Here is a 19,032-nt window from a genome sequence, read left to right as displayed (position 1 = left end):
TCCCAGTATTATTTTCCAGTACCCCGCGCGTGTTTCCTGTGCTTGCAAAGGATTCTACCACGCAAGGGGCTAAGCGTGAAGGGGAGCAAACGACAACTGTGGGAGGCTGACATGGATTTCGACCTGTTGAAGCGACTGTGTGAGACACCGGGCGTTCCGGGTAGAGAGGACCCGATTCGCGAGGTGGTTAAAGACGCGCTGGCGCCGCTGGTAGATAGTATGGAGGTAGACGTGATGGGCAACGTGGTGGGCGTCAAGCGCGGCAACGGCGCACGCAAAGTGATGCTGGCGGCGCACATGGACGAAATTGGATTTATAGTACGGCACATCGACGATAAAGGTTTCGTACGACTGCAACCGCTGGGAGGGTTTGATGCCCGTCAGTTGTTTGCGCAGCGCGTGCTGGTGCATACGCGCAAGGGCGAGGTGCTGAAGGGCGTGCTCGCCTACTCCACCAAACCCGCCCACATGCTGACCCCCGAGGAGATGAACAAAGCCCCGCAAATCGAGAGCTTCTTCGTCGATTTGGGCATGACCGCCGAGCAGGTGAAGGAGAAAGTATCGGTTGGCGACATGGTAACGATGGACCGCACCACCGAGTCCAGCGGCGACACCCTGTTCGGTAAGGCGAAGGACGACCGTGTGGGCGTGTTTGTGATGATCGAAGCCCTGCGCCTGTTGAAAGACAAGCGTACGGAGGTGGACATCTACGCCGTCGCCACGGCGCAGGAGGAGGTGGGCTTGCGCGGTGCAACCACAGCGGCTTACGCGATAGACCCCGACATCGGCATCGCTCTGGACGTGACGCTGGCGAACGATTACCCCGGCCCTTCCGACACCGAGACGGTGACCAAACTGGGGCAAGGGGTGGCTATCAAGATTATGGACGGCAGCCTCATCTGCCATCCGAAGCTGGTGGAGCATTTCCGCGAGATTGCCGAGCGCGAGCAAATCCCGCACCAGATGGAGATTCTGCCTCGTGGAGGCACCGATGCGGGCGCACTGCAGCGCAGCCGTGCGGGCACAGTGAGCATCACCATCAGCGTGCCCACTCGATACGTGCATACCGTGAACGAGATGGTGCACCGCAAAGACGTCGAAGCGGCAGCCACGCTGGTGGCGCGCTATCTGGAAGAGGCACACACGCGGGACTACCGCTTCTAAGAGGAAAGCGGACGAGTGGTCAATCCGCAGCCTCGCCGTCGTACATCAGCAAGCGGCGCTCGCCCTCCAGAGAACGCGCCTCGGTGAGTTCCTGCGTCACCTCCAGGGTGCCCAGGTACTCGCCCTCTTCGTTACGCACGGCGTAGTAGCAGATATATACCAGCCTGCCGCGCAGGTTAATCCAGAATCGCGCACGGCTTTGCTTGCCCGACTTGAAGTCGCTGAGTATCTGATCAACGATGTGTACGCTCTTGGGCGGGTGGCAGTACTGCACCTTGCGTCCGAGGATGGCTTTGGAACGGCTAAAGATGCGCTCCTTTCCCGGACTGAAGTAGCGCACCGTGTCGTCCTTGTCCACGAAGGTGAGGTCGAAGGGCAGAGTAGCCATCACCGCGATGAGCTCTTCCAGGGTAAAGCTGCCGGTTGGCATACGGATGCGCCCTCCAGAAGCAGCTGGTTGCCGTATCGGCATCTGGACGCCGCCCTCGGGCACCCACTCGCCCTCTGGAGCAATGAGGCAGTAGCCATACTCGTCGCTCTGCAGGTAGATTTCGTACCAGTCCTGCTCCGTTAGCAGGCTAAGAGCAACGGGGAACAGTATCTTCTCCTCCTTGTAAATCATCTCCGCGATGGCGTTTATCGCTGGCAGCACTGCCTGCTGGATACAGTCTTTTGCCTGCGCTGCAGTGAAGGCAGGCTGGCTTTGCAACACGGAAATCGCCTCGCGCAGGAGCTGACGCGCCTCATCATGCTTCCCCCACATCACCGCAGGCGGACCCATCAGGTTGTTCTTCTCGAAGTAGGGGAACAGCAGATACTCCTTTCGCAGGTAATGCTTGTGCACATCGGTCAGGTCATTGAGCTTCTGCTGAATGGCGCGCACGTAATCGGTGCTTTCCTGCTCGTCGGGCAACGCTTCCACCTGCTGCACCAGGGAGCGCACCTGCTCTATCACCTGACTCAGTGCGCGATTCTCTTGCAAGAAGGTATGCAGTGGGTGCCCAGGGGGCATCTCGATTGCCTGCTGCCTGTCCAGTTGCGCCCGCAACACGCGCGTGTGGGCATCGCACAGCTGCTGGATACTCTGCGGAGGAATGCCCTCCTGTATCAGCTGCATCTCGGCAGTGAACACGTCGCTGTAATCCAGGTCGGGAAGCAGCTGCTCTATCTTCGTCTTCACCTCGGCCTCGTCTGTGCCCTGGTGAAGCTGCCGGATCAACCCTTTGAGGGTCTCAATTCGCCTCTGGCGGTTGTTGATGAGCTCGCTCATGGGAACTTCCTCCTGTATCTAATGAGATATTCAGATATAAAGATTATTTTATCTAATAATAGAATACCACAAGATGTGTGGGAATGCAATAGCGAATCGGGGTGTTCAAAAATATAGAATGTAGCCGTGGGCTTGTGCGTTAGGGAGTTACGCAGTTACGACGGATGCCTCCGCGCACAGTGTTTTCAGTGACGACAGAGACACCTTCCTGTTATTGAACACTCACAGATTCATTGCCCGTTGCTGCCTTCGCCAGTGTGTCCGCACGCTGGTTCTGGGCGCGGGGGATGTGCTGTATCGTCACGCTTTTGAACAGCCGTAACAGCGCACGGACACGGTAGTAAAGGGGTTGCAAATGTGGGGAGTGTACACCGTACTGCCCGCTGAGCTGACGTGCCAGTAACTCGCTATCGGTATACACCTCCACGGTATCCGCACCAAGCGCACGCGCCTCCTCCAGACCGCGTATCAACGCGCGATATTCTGCCACGTTGTTGGTGGCGATGCCGACCGATTCGCTGATTTCCTTCACTGGCTCGCTGGCGTCATTGCACAGCACCACGCCGATACCCGCTTTGCCGGGATTGCCCCGCGATGCGCCGTCGATGTATACCTTCACAGCCCCAGCTCCTCCGCGATGGTGGACATGGCGTTGATGACGTGCTGCACATGCTCATCGAACGGCAAGCCAATCTCCTCTGCCCCCTTCAGCAGGTCCTCGCGGCTGACCGCCCGCGCAAAGGCTTTGTCCTTCATCTTCTTGCGTACTGCGCTTACGTCCACCTGTGCCAGCTTTTTGCTCGGACGCACCAGCGCCACCGCCGTCACGAAGCCGGTCAGCTCGTCGCAGGCGAAAAGGGTGTGTTCCATTCGCGTCTGGCGGGGAATGCCCGTGTGGTCAGCGTGCGCCCCCACCGCGCGAACCACTTCCTCCGGATAGCCGCGCTGACGCAGTATCTCCATGCCCACAAAGGGATGCTCTTCCATGGATGGGTGCTGCTCGTAATCCATATCGTGCAACAGACCGACGATGCCCCAGAGGTCCTCGTCCTCGCCCCACAGACGGGCATAGTAGCGCATACATGCTTCTACCGCCAGCGCGTGGCGGCGCAGGTTCTCGGACTGCGTGTACTCGCAAAGCAGGTTCCAGGCGTCCTGACGATTCATTCTATCCTGACCTCACCCCAGTGTGCCCAATCCCAACCGTAGTCGCCCAGCGAGTCGCCCACCAGCCGCAGAAACACCGCCTGGCCTTGCCATCGATTCAGCGGCACCTCAAACGGCATCCACCCCTCGCCGGGAAGCACGGTTCGGTTCCACATCTCTTTGCCGTTTACCTCCACGCTGAAGCGCACGCCGTTGGATTTACCCTCTGCCCCGTCCCGGATGCCCGCAAATCCGCGCAAGACCGCTGGTTGCCAAGGCAGCCTCAACAGGAAGGCGACATACGACTTGCCGTGGGGTGGAGGGTGGGCGGAGAAGCCGCGCTTGGCCACACCTGAACAGACGCCTGTGCCCACACCCGCCTGCAGGAACCCTGTCGGTGCGGCCACCGCGCCCTGCAGTTCCAGCCCGCTCTGGAATGTGACCTGCGTCAGGTCTACCGGAAGAGCAACCGGTTTCGGTTCCGCGTAGACTAAGACCAGCGCGCCTCCGTCGGCAGGCAGCACGAAGCGGTAACGCCGCGACGCCACCGACTGCCAGCGCGCCACCGCGCCGTTCAGGAACGCCAGACGCGGTTGTTGGGGAGAGTAGACCTCCACCGGCATCTGTTGCGTCGGCAGTGCCGCCACGCGCGGGCGTGTCCAGTATCCCCAGTCGAAATCGGGGGAACCTTTGGGACCTGGGTGTGCCTCCAGTCGCAGGCGGATGCGCTGTCCGCGAAGCGCACTCAGGTTCAACGTGAGTTCCTGCGGGGTGTTGCCCATGACATGCTGCTTCGCCGACAGGGATCCGCGTGTGCCAAAGGCGGTTACCGAGAAAGTGATGCCATCGCTGCGTTGGGCGGCATCCGGCGAAGTGTAGCCTATCCCACTTCGGAACACACAGGTGCGGTCGGCGGGTAGAGTGACCGTATACTCCAGCCAGACACTCTTCCCAACGTGCCGACGGTACGGTGGGTGCATGAAGATGCCATCGCCGTGGGGGCGTGCCACCGCACCCGTCTCGTGTTCCACGATGTAACCTTCGCCCAACCTACCGGCGACTTCGTGCCGTATCTGCTCGCGCAGGTCGTGGAGAACGACAAGCACCTCTTCGTGCGGCTGGAAGCCGAAGTGCGCCCACTCCGCCTGCTGAACAGTAGCGGCGGCAAGCATGAGCTTCTCCGGCATATGATGCACGTGCAAAGCGTTCAGGTCGGGCGGATTACTCACCCAAACGTAACTCGTATCGGGGTTCAAGCCCAGCATCCCCTGCTCGTTATAGGCGTGCCAGTGGGGAATAGAACCGCCAACCCGTGCCTGGCTTACGCCCTCAATACGCCGCGCGATGATGCGACGCACGCCACCCTTTTGCGCCTCCAGGCAGACGCCGGTTGGCTCGCGGCGGTAGCGGGCGATGCCGCCATCCACAGTGCGGTAAGCGAATACAGTATTCGCATCCCAGCGGGCGGGGGTGTAATCGGGCACAGGACGGTGCTGCTGGAACCATCGCGCCTCGCCCCAGAGGATTTGCATGGTGGTATCGGGCTGAGTCGCCTGCTCACGCGATAGCCACCCGAAGGTGGGCAACACGCCGAACCGTTCGTATGCCGTGCGCCACGCCACATAAAGCTGCCACATCTGCGGGCTTACCATTCCGAGATAGCCGTACAGGCGGGTGTGAGGCACCAGTAAGCTCGAGCTCACCGGGTGCGCCATACGGACGTAGCGCATCTCCGCTTTGGAGTCAGCCGCGTTGATGCCCCACGCGTGCCGTTGCGCGAACTGCTCATAGCGGAAAGAGACTTCGTTCAGCCCTTCACCGGACAGCGCCACGTCGGGCAGGGCGTCCCGCAGCTCGCGGTGCAACGCCATATTGCCCTGCATGGCGTTCATATCGTCGATAAGACCATTGCGGTCGTTGTAGATACATAGCGTTTGGTCCAGATGTAAGGCGTCGGGTTTCAGCAGGCGGCACAGATCCACCATGCGCTGCACAAACAACTCCCGCCACGCCTTCGCCGCTGGATTGATGTAGGCGAACTTGATGGGCGGCTCGGCGCGCTGCCAGTCCCAGTATAGCGGGTCGCCGGTGAACGGGTCGCGGAAGTGATAGGCTTTCATCTGTTCGTACACGGGGTTTTCCGGCGTGCAGCCGAAGTAGTTCACGTGCAACATGATTCGAAAACCCAGCCGACGCAACTGCTCCATGCGGTGCGGCATGTCCGGAAGCGGCGTGTAGTCGGGGTAGTTGCGGTCGTAGCCGTCTTTGCGCCAGTCCGGGATGTAGACTAGCGTTTGACGCGGGTTCAGCCGTTCCGCCAGCGCCCGCATTTTGTCCATGTCGTCGCCGTTGTCGATGATGACCGTCTGGATATCGTCCACCCAGCCGGGTTGCGTGCGTCGCAGCGCAGCCAGCCCGAAGGTCTCCTCCGCCCACCGCCGGTACATCGCCGCGCCGTGCAGCCAGCTGCCCGAATAGGCACAGATGCGCCACCGTACCGACTCTGCCTGCTGGATTTTGTCGAAGGGGGCGGTACACCACGTCTCGAAACCCACCCAGAACTGCCTGCTGCGGTGCTGTACAAAGAGACGCTTGAAGTGTTCCGCGTTGTCCTCCGCGTAAATCAGGAAGCCGCCCCGCTTGCCCTGTACCAGCACAAATTGCGCTTCCCACTCCATCGGGTAGTTGAACTGCATGGGCTGGAAGTCGCTGTCTGCGCTCAGGCGCAGACCGCTGTAGCCTGGTACCAGCAGCTCGCAGGTGTCGGGTATCACCAGCTCCCACTGCAAGCCCACCAGTCCGGGCAGGGTACAGTCCGCCTTCTGCGTCACCAGCACGTCGCCCTCTGGCTGTGCGCGCAGGCGAGTCTGCAACAGGTTGCCCGTGCCCTGCTCGCGCCAGCGAAGCTCCACCAGCAGCTCCTGCCCCTGCAGGCGATGTTCCACCTGCGGACGGTCGTTCCACACCTCCCCGCTTTTGAGATGACGCACACCCGTCAGCGGCGGCGCTGCCGGCACGGAGAAGGTTTCGCCCGCTTTGCGGTTGGCCAGCAGATGGATGATACCGCGCTCCACGCCGATTTCCATCTGCGGCGTGCGTAAAACATGGGTTGGCACTGTTTGCTTCCCTCCTTCCTCCCGCAAATAATGATTTCGATGCTGACGGGGCGGATGTCCTGTAACAGGAAGTGCCCCATCCTGTTGCGAATCAGTCATGCCAGAGACTACACGAAGGAGATTTCAGCGATGAACTGGCAGGCGAAATGGATATGGCATCCGGGCGAAGACGCGCCCCGTAACTTCTTCTGGGCGGTGCGCAAAGCGTTTACGCTGCCCCAGCGCTTTTCGAATGCTGTTTTGCATATCACCGCCGACTCGCGCTACTCGGTGTGGGTGAACGGCAAGTATCTCGGACACGGTCCCGTGCGGGCGTTCCCGCATCGCTGGCGCTACGATACTTACGACATCACGCCGTACGTCTGTGTGGGTGAGAACGTGGTGGCTGTGCTGGTGCACCACTTCGGGCATTCCACGTTCCAGTACCTGCAGGCGCGCGGGGGCTTGCTGGCGCAGGTGGAATGCGACGGCAAAGTGGTTGCTGCCACAGATGAGACATGGAAGGGCATTGAACACCCCGCTTACGAACGCCGAATGCCCCGCATGGCCTGCCAGCAGGCATGGGCGGAGATGTTCGATGCGCGGAAGGACCTGCTACACTGGACGCTGGCAGGTTACGACGACCGCGCGTGGCAAAACGCCGCTGTCGTCGGTGAGGTGGGATGCGCGCCGTGGAGGGAGGTGTTGCCGCGCGATATCCCCTTCCTGACGCAGGAACCGGTGCAGCCCTCGAGAATCCTGCGTATCCAGACGGTGCGCCCCCCGAAGCAGGTGTGGACCTTCGACCTCAAGCCGAACTTCCTGCCCGGAGACCTTACCGCCAACCCGCGCGGTTTCGTGGGAGTGGTGGCAACGGTTTTGCACTGCTCCCAACCGATGACCGTCCGGTTGCGTTCGGTATTTAACGGCTTCCGCGTAGTGCGCATCGACGGCAGGGAATACACGCCTCAGCAGGCAGCGGAGGGAATGTCCATCACAGAGGGCGACCACCTGCTGGTCGCCGATGTTTCCGCCTCCTTCTACCACGAGTGGTTCTTCGGTGTCGTGTTCGACTATGAGCAGGGTGAGTTGACCGTGCGTTCGCCGCTGGGCGACGCGGGCGCGTATCCTTTCGTCAGCATCGGCGCGTTCGCGTCGCCAGAAGACGCAGGCTTTCAATCCGCCTGGCGGGCGACCTCCCCCCAGCAAATCGCCGCTCATCCCGCCGCCCAGCCTATCCAGTGGGCGCACACCGCTGCCGCCAACGTGTTTGCCGAGACCGTGTTCGCCGTGCCGATGGCAGCCCCTCTGCAGGTAGAACATCCTTACAGCCTGGTTTCCGCCAATCCAGACGACACGGTGATCTACCCACCGGCAAACGGTGACGTGGAGCTGCTGATAGACTTCGGCAGGGAGCTGGTGGGCTTCTTCGAGATGGAGCTGTGCGCCCCCGAAGGGACTGTCATCGACCTGAACGCCTTCGAGTACATGGAAGACGGGCGTATCCAGTGGACATACGGACTGCACAACACCTTCCGCTACATCGCCCGCGAGGGCTGGCAGATCTGGCGGTCGGTGGTGCGGCGCGGCTTCCGTTACGCCACGCTCACCATCCGCTTCCCCCAGGGGGCGACCGAAGCGGTGCGCTTACGCGGCTTGCGCTGTTACCTGAACACCTACCCCTATGCTTATCAGGCGCAGTTCCAGTGCAGCGACGCCCTGCTGAATGACATCTGGGAGATTTCGCGCCACACGGTGCGCCTCTGCAGCGAGGATACCTTCGTGGACTGCCCGTCCTATGAGCAGACCTTCTGGGTGGGCGACGCCCGCAACGAGAGCCTGTTCAGCTACACTGCCTTCGGCGATGCGCGGCTGGCACGGCGTTGCCTGTTGCTGGCTGGCGAGTCGTTGTGGCGTTCCCCATTGGTGGAAAGTCAGGTGCCCAGCGGCTGGGAGGATATCCTGACGGCGTGGAGCCTGCTGTGGACGATTGCCTGCGAGGAGTACTATCGCTACACGGGCGACCGCGCTTTTCTGGAGGAGGTCTACCCCGCCGTGCGCCAGCAGAACCAGAACATCCACGAGCGTTTCATCAACGGGCAGGGGCTGCTGGAGATAGAAGCGTGGAACATGCTGGACTGGGCGCCGATGGACACGCCTCGCACGGGCGTGGTTACCCATCAGAACATGTGGCTGGTGGAGGCATGGCGGCGCAGTGCGAAGATGGCGCGTATTCTCGGCAACGATGCCGAAGCCGACCTTTACCTGCGCTGGGCAGAGGAGCTGAAAGCCGCCATCAACGCGCACCTGTGGGACGCTGAGAAGCAGGCATACATCGACTGCATCCACGCCGATGGCAGGCGCAGCGCGACCATCAGCCAGCAGACGCAGACGGTAGCCTATCTGTGCGACATCGTGCCCGAAGACAAGCGTGCCCTGTTTGAAAAATACCTGACCGATGTGCCCGAAGGCTGGGTGCGTGTGGGCAGCCCGTTCATGATGGCGTTCACCATCGAGGCGCTGGAGAAGGCGGGCGACATCGGGCGCATCCTGCAGCTGATACGCCGCTGGTGGGGCATGATGGTTCATGCGGGCGCGACCTCCTGCTGGGAGACGTTCCCCGGCTTTCTGGGGCAGGAATGGCTCACCCGCAGCCACTGCCATGCGTGGAGCGCGGCGCCGGCGTTCGCTCTGCCGTCGTATGTGCTGGGGGTGCGCCCGCTGGAGCCCGGTTTTGCGCGGTTCGAGGTGCGACCATACCTGGGCGACCTGGAATGGGCGAAGGGTGTGGTACCCACGCCGCATGGCGAGGTGAAAATCGCGTTGTTCCGCGAGGGTGAAGAGATACGTGTGCAGGTTACTGTCCCGCGCGGGACGGTCGCCGTGATCGCGGGGAAGGAGTACGGTGAAGGTCAGCACGAGGTCAGGATGTAACCGCCATGAAAAACCTGCCATGCATTCTCATTTTGGTCAACCTGTCGCTTGGCGCGGCTGCTGCACCGACCATCGGCATCCTGCAGTTTGGACAGGGCAAACCCGCCCTGCAGAAAGCCGTTCGGCAAGCAGTGCCGCAGGCACAGGTGGTGCTGGTCTCCGCGGAAGACTTCGCCGCGGGGCGCGTGCCTCTAGCGGTCTCGGTGCTGGTCGTTCCGGAGGCGCATCGCCTGCCCGCCATCGTGGGGGAGCCGTTGCAGCGGTGGATACAGGCACGCAAAGGGGTGTTGTTCCTGAGCGACGCGACGCCGCTGCAAACATGGCTTTATTCGGCAAGAGGACGCTGGGTGGAACGCGACGAGGCACTGAAAACCCTGTCCACGTGGCGTGCGCTGTGGCAGGCGTCCTTGCCCCACGCATCCGAATGGCGACGCAGCACCGACTCTCCACAGATAAACACCTCCTGGTCACTGGTCGATACTCCCTACGGCAAGGGCTGGCAAATCCGCGTGCCGAGGTTGACCGGCTGGTGCACCTATGACATCCGCGTCGAGCAGCCTTTCCGCGACGGCGAGAGTCTGATGCGCTTCTGGGCGAAGGGAGACGCCAATACCCGTGCCCTTTCCATCGAGTGGCGGGAGCGCGACGGCTCGCGCTGGGTAGCAACCGTACCGCTCACGTCACAGTGGCGGGAGGTGGTACTCTCTCCCGAACAGTTCGCTTACTGGCACGATAACCCATCGAAAGGGCGAGGCGGCAAGGGCGACCGCCTCCAGCCGCAAAACGCCGTCGAACTCTCAATCGGGCTGGCGCACAGCTTCGCCGCATACCCCGCAAACACGCCGCTGGAAGCGACCATCGCGGATATCCGGATCGGCAGGCAGACGCAATCGCTGCCGGCGCCGGTGGAGTTCAATTTGGAGGGCGTCGCCCCATGGTACAAGTTCTACACCGACTCACGCGGGCGATTATGCAGTGTGATGCGCTACCGCGCGATGGGCATCGGTGGAGACGCACCGGGCAGACGTATCGTGACGCCGCTGGGCGAACGCTGCTGCCTGTTCATCAGCGCACGGGGCGACACCGAAGGGGCGATATGGGCTTGGCTGCCCACCAGAGAGGCAATCGCTTCGAATCTGGCTGCGGTGCTGCGTCCCATGCTGCGAGGCTGGCATCTGCTGCGGGCGGGCACGGAGAAGTTCGGATACTGGCAGGACGAAGCGGTGCAGTACGGCGCGGAGGTGGCAAACTGGCGCGCACAACCCGTCTCCCTTCAACTGACCGCCGAGATGACCAGCAGCGGCAAGGCTACGGTGCGCCAGCAAATGACGGTGCAACTGCACCCAGGCGAACGGCGCAAGGCGCTCTTCCCTTCCACGGCTTTGCCTGCAGGCGAGTGGAAGGTGCAGATAACCGCATCGGCTCAAGATGGCACGCGCGATACGCTGGCGCACGCTTTCCACGTGATCGATAAACCCGCTTCGGTACCGCCGATTCGGGTGCAATCCGGCAGGTTCTACCGCGGCGAGGAACCCTTCTACGCGCATGGCGTTAACTTCTGGCCGCTCTGGATTGCCGGACAGGCCCCGGACCAGTACTGGGGACACTGGCTTGCCCCATACCAGTACGACCCTGAGGAGGTCGAACGTGCGCTGAAGATTGCCAAACAGGTGGGGTTTAACGTGCTGTCGGTGCAATACACACACATCTCTCACGCTCCGCAGCTGGTGGACTTTCTGGAGCGCACGCGACGGTACGGGATGTATGTCAATGTGTTTGTCACCGCGGCACACCCGTTCGGCTTCGACCCGAAGATGCTGCGCGAGTTGATCGAGGCGGCGCGCCTGTGGCAGTGGGACAACCTCTTCGCCTATGACATCGCATGGGAGCCTTCGTGGGGACAACATACCACACGCAAGCGGCACGACGAAGCGTGGCGAGCATGGATTATCGAGCAGTACGGCTCTATCGAAAACGCCGAGCGCGACTGGGGCTATTCCCTGCCTCGCGAGGACGGCGTGGTTACCAACCCCACCGACGAGCAAATCCTTAACGACGGCGAGTGGCGGCGCATGGTGGCGGCATACCGGCGGTTTCTGGACGACCATGTGAACCGTGCCTACTGGCGCGTGGTGCGCTTTATGCGCACACTGGACGACCGTCACCTGATTGGCGTACGCACCGGCTACGGCGGCAACGGCAGCCCGTGGGCAGACCTCTGGATGCCCTACGATCTGCTTGCGGGCGCGCCGTTTCTGGACTTCGTGTCGCCAGAGGCTTATTCATTGACCGAAAACTGGGAGAACTTCCGCGCCGGAGGGTTCATCACCGCCTATGCCCGCTGGGCAGGCAACGGCAAGCCCGTCTTCTGGGCAGAGTTCGGTGCGACCATCTACCCGCACACCAGCCCTGAGCGCATTGCCTACCAGCGCAATGTGTACGAATGGATGTACCGCATGGTCGAGGAATCGCGCGCGGATGGCAGTGCGGGCTGGTGGTTCCCCGGCGGCTACCGCACGACCGAGAACAGCGATTACGGCATCATTCATCCCGACGGTAGTCTGCGCCCTGCGGCGCGGGTCGCGCAGCAATGGGCGAGTCGACTGGCACAACTGCCTCGCCTTGCCGACACACGCGAGGTGCATACCATCACCATCGACCGGGATTTGCATCCGCGCGGATTCTCGCAGGTTTGGGCGCGCCACCGGCAGGAGTACCTGCGGGCGGTGGAAGCGGGCAAACAGGTTCAGGTTCGCACCGAAGGCACCGGCGCTACCAGCGAAGATGTACCCCTGATTGCCGTCGGGAACGTGCCGTGCAACGGCAGCAACCCGCCCAAGTTCCTCAACGCGCAAATCCTGCAGGTGCAGGCGGTGCTGGCAGACGGCAGAGTGCAGGAAGTGGACGCAGAAACCTCCCCTCCGCCCAACGCGCAACGCCTGCGCATCACCGTGATGAACACGGGAGACGCGGCGTGGTCGCCCCCGGGCAGGCGACGGGTAGAACTGTCCACCCCGTGGGGAGCGCAGTTGGTGACACAAGCCGTGCCGCGCTATGAGACGGTGGTGCTGGATGTGGACACAACCGCCAGAATCGCTAGGGAGCCTGCCTTGCGGATGCAGCTGGTCACGGAAACGGGGAAAGCCTTACCCTTTGGTGAGCGGCGCACCTTGAAATAGGTATACAAAAAGTGATATAATTGTAGTGCTATGGCAAGAGCCCATACGCCGGCACTGATGTCGTTGTGTGGCTGCGGGACGTCCCCATAGCGGGTGCCCCGCTGGGGAGGGATATTTCACTTTATTCAGGAGGAAGCACCAGAGATGGCTTTCAACGTCAAGCGGTACTTGATTAAGGTGCAGGGAGGGCGCTACTACCTGCCCGTAGCGGCGCGGCTGGTCTGGTTCCGCGAGGAGCATCCGGAGTGGCGCATCGAGACCGAGCCGCTGGAGATCGACGCGGAGCGCGGTATCGCTATCTTCCGGGCGCGGGTGTTAGACGAGCAGGGCAATGTGCTGGCGACCGGCACAAAGATGGAGACGCGCGAGGGGTTCGCGGACTTCATCGAGAAGGCGGAAACCGGCGCCATCGGTCGTGCGCTGGCGGTGGCGGGGTTCGGCACGCAGTTTGCGCCCGAGCTGTCGGAAGGTGGGGTCGTGCATCCGGTAGATGCGCCGGTTGGCGCGTTGCGCGAGCGGGAGGAGCGTCTTCGCGAACTGCGCTGTTCTGACTGCGGCGTCACCATCACCGAGGGCGTGTACAAGTTGTCCGAGAATCGCTACGGTCGCCCGCTATGCGCCAACTGCCAGAAGAAGCATACCCCCCTTGCTCAGCCCAGGGGGTAAGACAGCAATGCGGCATGGACAGGGAGGTCCGTGTCGCGTTGCTTGTCGTATGTTTGATACTCCACCTGTATCTCTCGCCGCTTCAGTTGCGATTTTGGCTTCTGCGACTCATCAGAGCTTGATCAATAGCATTTACCCACTTTCGGAAGTACTCCCGTATTCTCGTTCCGTGTGGGGTGTAACGCCCCAGAACCTGAATGCGCTGCGGATCTGTGGGATCCGGCTTATTCTCGACTATCCATCCTCCTTCAGCGGTGAGAACCTTGGGGTAAGCTAAGCCTACTATAGCGCGGAGCAGTTGCAAACGATGCAGATCCACATGCTTGACCGGAGGCAGCTTGTCGAACTGCCAGCGACGTTGTTTCGCCTGCAGGTAGACGCGCATAGACTCTTCCCCAAGGATGGAGCCCATCTGCTCTTCGAACATCTTGTGTAGCCCCGGCACTGGGCAGTTATCAAACAGAATCACCATGTACGGGTTTGGATCCAACTGGTATGCTTTGCGGGCGTACTCTCCCCAGCGGCGGAAAAGTGCATCACGCTTTATGAAGTCGTCAGTATCATAGGCCAAATAAAGGTATAGGATGGATGCCTTGAAGTAATCCATTGCTGTAGGGGACTGCTTCAAAACCTCCTCGTAGGAACGGGATAGTCTCTTCCGCTCCTCAGCAGTTGTTGTTTGCAGCCAACCAAAGGCTGCCACATAACTGCGGTTGTCTTTCTTGAGCAACTCTTCAAAGGCACTCCGGGCCTCTTTCATCTTACGCTGCTCGAGCCACAGGCAAGCCTGCTGCAGTTCGGCAGGCGCAATTTGCGAAAGCTTAAGAACGTGAGGTACCACCCACCCCGGTGCTGGTTGTGCCTCAACACTGTACGAAATACCCCATGTAAGCACAAGCAGCAAGAGCATCTTTTTTCTCATAGGTTATCTCCTCTCTGTTGCGCTGTTGCCACATAGCAGAAGCAGCAATCCCTCCACCTTATGTACGCAGTGCCCTCACGGTGATGACACTGGCTCCACGCGGACGTAGAGAAGGATGCGCCCACTTGCCAACTGTTGTCTGTCCCACCCGTCCCATCTCCTACGCGGAGAGGGGCTTTCCCTTTCCTTTCGCAGGGAAGGGGGCAAGGGGGTTAGGTTATCTATCCCTCCAACCACCAATTTCGAACACCGTCAGCAGTTAAAGCCGTTCTTCTCCACAAAAGCCAGCCTGCCAGAGCAGGGTGCCGTTTGCAGGGGCGCGGCTTCAGCTGCTGACGCTGACTGATCCCAGCTGCTTCTTGAGCCAGGCAAACGCGCTGGCTTGCATCTCCAAGTCGAACTTGTGCCCGCCCGGGTAGAACTCGCCCACGTAGTTTTTCGGTGCGCCCACGCGGCGGTAATGTGCGCGGATTCGGCGGTCTGCCGCACGCATGCCCTCAGGGGTAAACAGGGAGTCGTCGATATCATACTGCACCATCAGCGGCGACGGTGCACGGCAGGCGGCAATGTCTGACCAGTCGCCGTAACGTGCCCAGCCCCAAGGCAGCACCATCCAGGTGTGGGTCACCACGTTGTGGTCGAGCGTCTGTTCGAAGGTGTTCATCATGCCCACGATGACCGCGGCGCGGATATATTCGCACGTCGCCTGCAGCAGGGCGGAGCGCGCCCCTCCTCCCGATAGCCCAATGCAGCCGATAGCGTCCGACTGCACGTCTTTGCGCGAACGCAGGTAGTTCACCGCCACGCGGTCTTCGTAGCTCACCACACCCGCCAGCGTGGTACCCAGCAGGTGGCAGTACTTCTCGACGAGATGCTCGTGCTGCGCCGCAATGCTGTTGTAACGGGCAATCATCTCCGCCGTTGGGTTCTCTTCGTCCCAGCTGGACAGCAACTCACGGGCATTGGCATCGGTTTCAGCGATGGTCTCCAGCGGAAACTTTCGGCTGCCCCACAGGAAGGTGTCGGACACCAGCACCACGAAGCCCTCTTTTGCCAGCGCGTTGGCAAAAGCCCGCCCTCCGTAGTACTCCTCACGGAACGGTTGCAGCATGAGGTGCGTCTCGTCGGGGCCGTCAGCGATTTTCTCCTTACCGTAATACTTGAAGCCGCCGTGGTCATGCAGGGCAAGCACGCCTGGCAACGGCTCCTTCGCCCCTTCGGGTTTCAGTACCCAAGCCACCGTGCGCGGACCATATCCCACCGACCAGGAGACCTCCTCACCCAGCAGTCCATCGCGCTCCCAGCGGCGCTCCACCTTCACCGCGCGCGGACGTTCCTCCTCGAAGTGAAAACCCAGCATCTCTCGCAGCCGCTCCTGCGTCTCTTTGCCCGGTGGGGGGACAGGATACAGCTTGTGTGCCTTATTCGCGGCGTCGAACCAGTCGCTGTAGACACCCAGATGCTGATAAGTGCGTGCCATGACCACCCTCCTTCGGTTTTTCACGTGCATTGGAACGCGATGTATTCAGTGTTTCGGCTGATGTGGACAGTCATCCTCCATTGGAGCGCGAAGAGATAAACGGCTCAGCCGGGCGTTGCTTGACCCAGACAATGGGTGACAACCTCTTCTTAACAATCGAGACCGTCGAAAGTAGATTTTTGTGCGCCTTTTCTACGCTTGACATTATGATACAATACTCGCGACGCAGTATGGAGGAGGAAAACGGTGCGTTTGATGACAAAAGCGTTCACTCTCATTGAACTTCTAGTGGTGATTGCCATTCTCGCTATCCTCGCAGCGATTCTGTTCCCCGTTTTCTCGCAGGCGCGAGAGAAGGCACGGCAAGCCAGCTGCCTCTCCAACATGCGCCAGCTGGGCATCGCGCTGACCATGTACATGGAAGATTCGGATGGGCTGAGTTTCTTCTTCGGGCATAACAGTCGGCTGAGCAGGTGCTATCCCGCCGCCCCGCTGGGCGCAACGCGCGAGAACCGCTGGTGGAACCAGATTTTGCCTTACACGCGCATGGGCGGAGCGTTACTGGTGTGCCCTTCCGACGCAGGCAGAGTCCCGCATATTTTGGAGAACGGGCAGGACGGTAAGCCCTACGTGCCGCGCTCCTACGTGGCAAACCGCGCCGGGGAGTGTTTGCCTCAAGCAGCCATCGACAACCCGGCGGACATCGTGATTGTCACCGAGAAGGGCGACCCGTTTGACGACTCGTGGTACGAGCCCCCCAAGAACCTGTATGACAAGCCCGGCTATGGACAGCCCGTGCTGGCAATGCGTCGGCATTCGGGTGGGTGTAACGCGATGTTCTTTGACGGTCACGCCAAGTGGCTGAGTCAGGGCACATGGCTGTCGAACCCGTGTGGCGAACCCTACTCTGGCGTTGAGCTTATCCGTCGCTACCCCATTCCCGGTGGGGACTTCTGGCATCCAAACTGTCCGCAGTAAGGGTTCAGGGGGTCGTGCAGGTCTCCACGCCCGGTCACGGGAAACGTTGTGGTTGTCCCACGTAGCGTGTGCGATGTCAAGTACCAGGTGGAAGGCGAGGCTCCTGTCGAGCCGTCATATACCTCCCGGCCTGAGAGGATGTCGGCTCTCCCGGAGGTTCGCCCTCCCTGCAACATAGGAGATGCCTCCTTCTTCTCTCTTTGAGTTTCCTTAGCCCGCTGTGGTATAATCTGCGAGTGGTCAGCTTGCCGATAATAAGGGAGGGATACTCAGGATGAAGCAAGGCATCCATCCAGAATACAAAATCGCGACGGTAACCTGCGCCTGCGGGAACACCTTTACCACCCGCTCGCTCAAGGAGGAGATTCACGTCGAAATCTGCTCGAAGTGCCACCCGTTCTTTACGGGTAAGCAGAAGATTGTGGATACCGGCGGGCGCGTGGAGCGGTTCCTGCGCAAATATGGACTGCAGGGCTAGCGAGATTCCACTGCCCACAGGGAGGGCGCGATGAACCAGAATCTGCAATACGGCGGGCAAGCCGTCATCGAAGGCGTGATGATGCGCAGCCCGCGCTATTTTGCCGTAGCGTGCCGCCACCCCAATGGCGACATCGTGGTGAAACTGGAAGACCTTGCCAATTCGTGGCTGGCGCGGTTGAAGTGGTTGAATCGCCCCTTCCTGCGAGGGACGCTCGCCCTGCTGGACGCCATGGCGCTGGGCATCCGCGCCCTGCGCTTCTCTGCCGATGTCCAGCTCGAAGAGCAGACGCAAACCGTGCAGCAAAAGCGCATCAACGACCTCGCCATCGGCTCCACTATGGTGGTGGGGCTTCTGATTGGGCTGGGGCTATTTGTAGCCTTACCGACCACCCTCACCCAGCTGCTGCCGTGGAAGAATCCCGTATTGTTGAACATGCTGGACGGCATCCTGCGCATCGCGCTGTTTCTCGGATACGTGGTGGCGGTGGGGAACCTGAAGGAGATCCGGCGGGTGTTTCAATACCACGGTGCGGAGCATAAAGCCATTAACACCCTGGAAGCTGGTCTGCCCCTCACGATGGAAAACGCGAAACAGCAGTCGCGCATCCATCCCCGCTGCGGCACCAGCTTTGTGATGGTGGTTTTGATTCTGGCGATATTTGTGTTCTCGCTCACCGGTCGCCCACCCATCTGGTTGCGTATCCCGTTGCACATTGCGTTGTTGCCGCTGGTGGCGGGTGTTGCCTACGAGGTCATTAAGTTTGCAGGCAGATACAAGGAATCGCGCTGGACGCGCTGGCTGCTGGCGCCCGGGCTGTGGAGCCAGCGAATCACCACGCGCGAGCCGGAGGAGGCGCAGATCGAGGTCGCCCTGCGCGCACTGCAGGCGGTGGTGGAACAGGAGCAACGGGTGAATGAGGAGCCAGTTGCAGTGGCGTAGGCTCACTCGCTGAAAGTCTGCACCCTGAAGACATACACCTCTATCGGTTCTGCATGGCGGATACCCGCCTTTTGTCGCGCAATCGCCAGCATCCTGCGTACTGTGCGCCCCTCATGTGGAAGCACCACCGCACTGCGCTCGCCGTTGCGTACCAGAACCCCATGCTCACGTGGGCGGACGCGAGTGGGGTCGGCGGGTTCTGGAGGACTATCCACGATACTCAGGATGATTTTCAGGTAGCGCACCTCGTCCGGGCGCAGGGGCGGAAAGCGGACATCGCGGGTGCACACGCCCTGCGCCGCCGCCACAATCTCGTCCGCCAGATGGCGGTGTTGAGGTTCGAGAGTGCCCCAGCAGGCGCGCAGTTGACCGTCACGAACCAGAGTGATGAAGGCTCCTGCCCGTCGCGTGGTGAGCTCCACCGGCAGGTCGCGAGGCAGGCGGTACGCCTTGCCGCGAACGGATGCTTCCAGAGCCCCGCGTGCCAGACGCAGGGCAACTGCCCAGGACAGAATGCTCCTCAAATTCCACCCCGCAAAACCTGCATTTCTGCGATTTTTCGAAAAATTTCCGCCGCGGGGGCAAAAATTCCTTGACAAACACGGACTGCTATGATATATTGAAACTACTAAAACGCGTTACTTACATAGCACAGTAAAGAGATACCTAAGATACCACAGAAAAAGCATGAACTATTCATTTGAGTTGTAATTGAATGACAGTATTATCCTCTTTTATTGCAGTCAATAACGGCATAAGACATCTCGCCCTGCTCCAG

At 60.8% G+C, this 19,032-nt stretch carries 14 protein-coding genes; 7 read left to right on the top strand and 7 right to left on the bottom strand.

The features are described 5' to 3' along the window. The first annotated feature begins 111 nt into the window (after nucleotides 1-111). On the top strand, nucleotides 112-1,164 hold the full coding sequence (locus K6U75_10655) for a M42 family metallopeptidase (protein ID MCL6475496.1): 1,053 nt from the start codon (nucleotides 112-114) through the stop codon (nucleotides 1,162-1,164). Between the two features lie 19 nt (nucleotides 1,165-1,183). Here the strand turns inward: K6U75_10655 and K6U75_10650 are convergent, their stop codons facing one another. From K6U75_10650 to K6U75_10635, 4 genes are all read right to left on the bottom strand, one after another. Next, nucleotides 1,184-2,434, bottom strand: a complete 1,251-nt coding sequence (locus tag K6U75_10650) for a DUF438 domain-containing protein (protein MCL6475495.1) — start codon at nucleotides 2,432-2,434, stop codon at nucleotides 1,184-1,186. Between the two features lie 211 nt (nucleotides 2,435-2,645). Beyond that, nucleotides 2,646-3,053: a ribonuclease HI family protein gene (locus tag K6U75_10645; protein MCL6475494.1), complete on the bottom strand. Its 408-nt coding sequence runs from the start codon at nucleotides 3,051-3,053 to the stop codon at nucleotides 2,646-2,648. After that, complete coding sequence (locus K6U75_10640) at nucleotides 3,050-3,601, bottom strand: HDIG domain-containing protein (protein MCL6475493.1); 552 nt, start codon at nucleotides 3,599-3,601, stop codon at nucleotides 3,050-3,052. The genes K6U75_10645 and K6U75_10640 overlap by 4 nt, the downstream gene beginning before the upstream one ends. Then, nucleotides 3,598-6,696 (bottom strand): DUF6259 domain-containing protein, encoded by a 3,099-nt coding sequence (locus K6U75_10635; protein ID MCL6475492.1) that lies wholly within the window; start codon nucleotides 6,694-6,696, stop codon nucleotides 3,598-3,600. Before K6U75_10635 ends, K6U75_10640 begins: the two co-directional genes overlap by 4 nt. Nucleotides 6,697-6,780: 84 nt before the next feature. Between K6U75_10635 and K6U75_10630 the strand changes: the two genes are divergently transcribed. The 3 genes from K6U75_10630 (at nucleotide 6,781) to K6U75_10620 (ending at nucleotide 13,454) form a co-directional block, all read left to right on the top strand. Then, nucleotides 6,781-9,609: a glycoside hydrolase family 78 protein gene (locus tag K6U75_10630; GenBank protein MCL6475491.1), complete on the top strand. Its 2,829-nt coding sequence runs from the start codon at nucleotides 6,781-6,783 to the stop codon at nucleotides 9,607-9,609. 5 nt (nucleotides 9,610-9,614) lie between these two features. Further along, on the top strand, nucleotides 9,615-12,788 hold the full coding sequence (locus K6U75_10625; GenBank protein ID MCL6475490.1) for a hypothetical protein: 3,174 nt from the start codon (nucleotides 9,615-9,617) through the stop codon (nucleotides 12,786-12,788). A gap of 144 nt (nucleotides 12,789-12,932) precedes the next feature. After that, nucleotides 12,933-13,454 (top strand): hypothetical protein, encoded by a 522-nt coding sequence (locus tag K6U75_10620; protein MCL6475489.1) that lies wholly within the window; start codon nucleotides 12,933-12,935, stop codon nucleotides 13,452-13,454. 82 nt (nucleotides 13,455-13,536) lie between these two features. Here K6U75_10620 and K6U75_10615 read toward each other — a convergent pair whose 3' ends face one another. Continuing rightward, nucleotides 13,537-14,376, bottom strand: a complete 840-nt coding sequence (locus K6U75_10615; GenBank protein MCL6475488.1) for a hypothetical protein — start codon at nucleotides 14,374-14,376, stop codon at nucleotides 13,537-13,539. 325 nt (nucleotides 14,377-14,701) lie between these two features. Continuing rightward, entirely contained in the window at nucleotides 14,702-15,856 is a 1,155-nt protein-coding gene (locus K6U75_10610) for an alpha/beta hydrolase family protein (protein MCL6475487.1), read from the bottom strand. Between the two features lie 246 nt (nucleotides 15,857-16,102). Between K6U75_10610 and K6U75_10605 the strand changes: the two genes are divergently transcribed. From K6U75_10605 to K6U75_10595, 3 genes are all read left to right on the top strand, one after another. Beyond that, nucleotides 16,103-16,834, top strand: coding sequence for a DUF1559 domain-containing protein (locus K6U75_10605; protein ID MCL6475486.1), 732 nt, complete (start codon nucleotides 16,103-16,105; stop codon nucleotides 16,832-16,834). A gap of 274 nt (nucleotides 16,835-17,108) precedes the next feature. Further along, nucleotides 17,109-17,312 (top strand): 50S ribosomal protein L31, encoded by a 204-nt coding sequence (gene rpmE / locus K6U75_10600; protein ID MCL6475485.1) that lies wholly within the window; start codon nucleotides 17,109-17,111, stop codon nucleotides 17,310-17,312. A gap of 30 nt (nucleotides 17,313-17,342) precedes the next feature. Further along, nucleotides 17,343-18,254: a DUF1385 domain-containing protein gene (locus K6U75_10595; GenBank protein MCL6475484.1), complete on the top strand. Its 912-nt coding sequence runs from the start codon at nucleotides 17,343-17,345 to the stop codon at nucleotides 18,252-18,254. A gap of 2 nt (nucleotides 18,255-18,256) precedes the next feature. Here K6U75_10595 and K6U75_10590 read toward each other — a convergent pair whose 3' ends face one another. Continuing rightward, nucleotides 18,257-18,778, bottom strand: coding sequence for an AMMECR1 family protein (locus K6U75_10590; GenBank protein MCL6475483.1), 522 nt, complete (start codon nucleotides 18,776-18,778; stop codon nucleotides 18,257-18,259). Between the last annotated feature and the right edge of the window lie 254 nt (nucleotides 18,779-19,032).

This window comes from Bacillota bacterium (assembly GCA_023511455.1).
GTDB lineage: Bacteria > Armatimonadota > HRBIN16 > HRBIN16 > HRBIN16 > HRBIN16.
The sequence above is the reverse complement of the archived record's forward strand: the minus strand, read 5'-3'. Positions and strand labels throughout refer to the sequence as shown.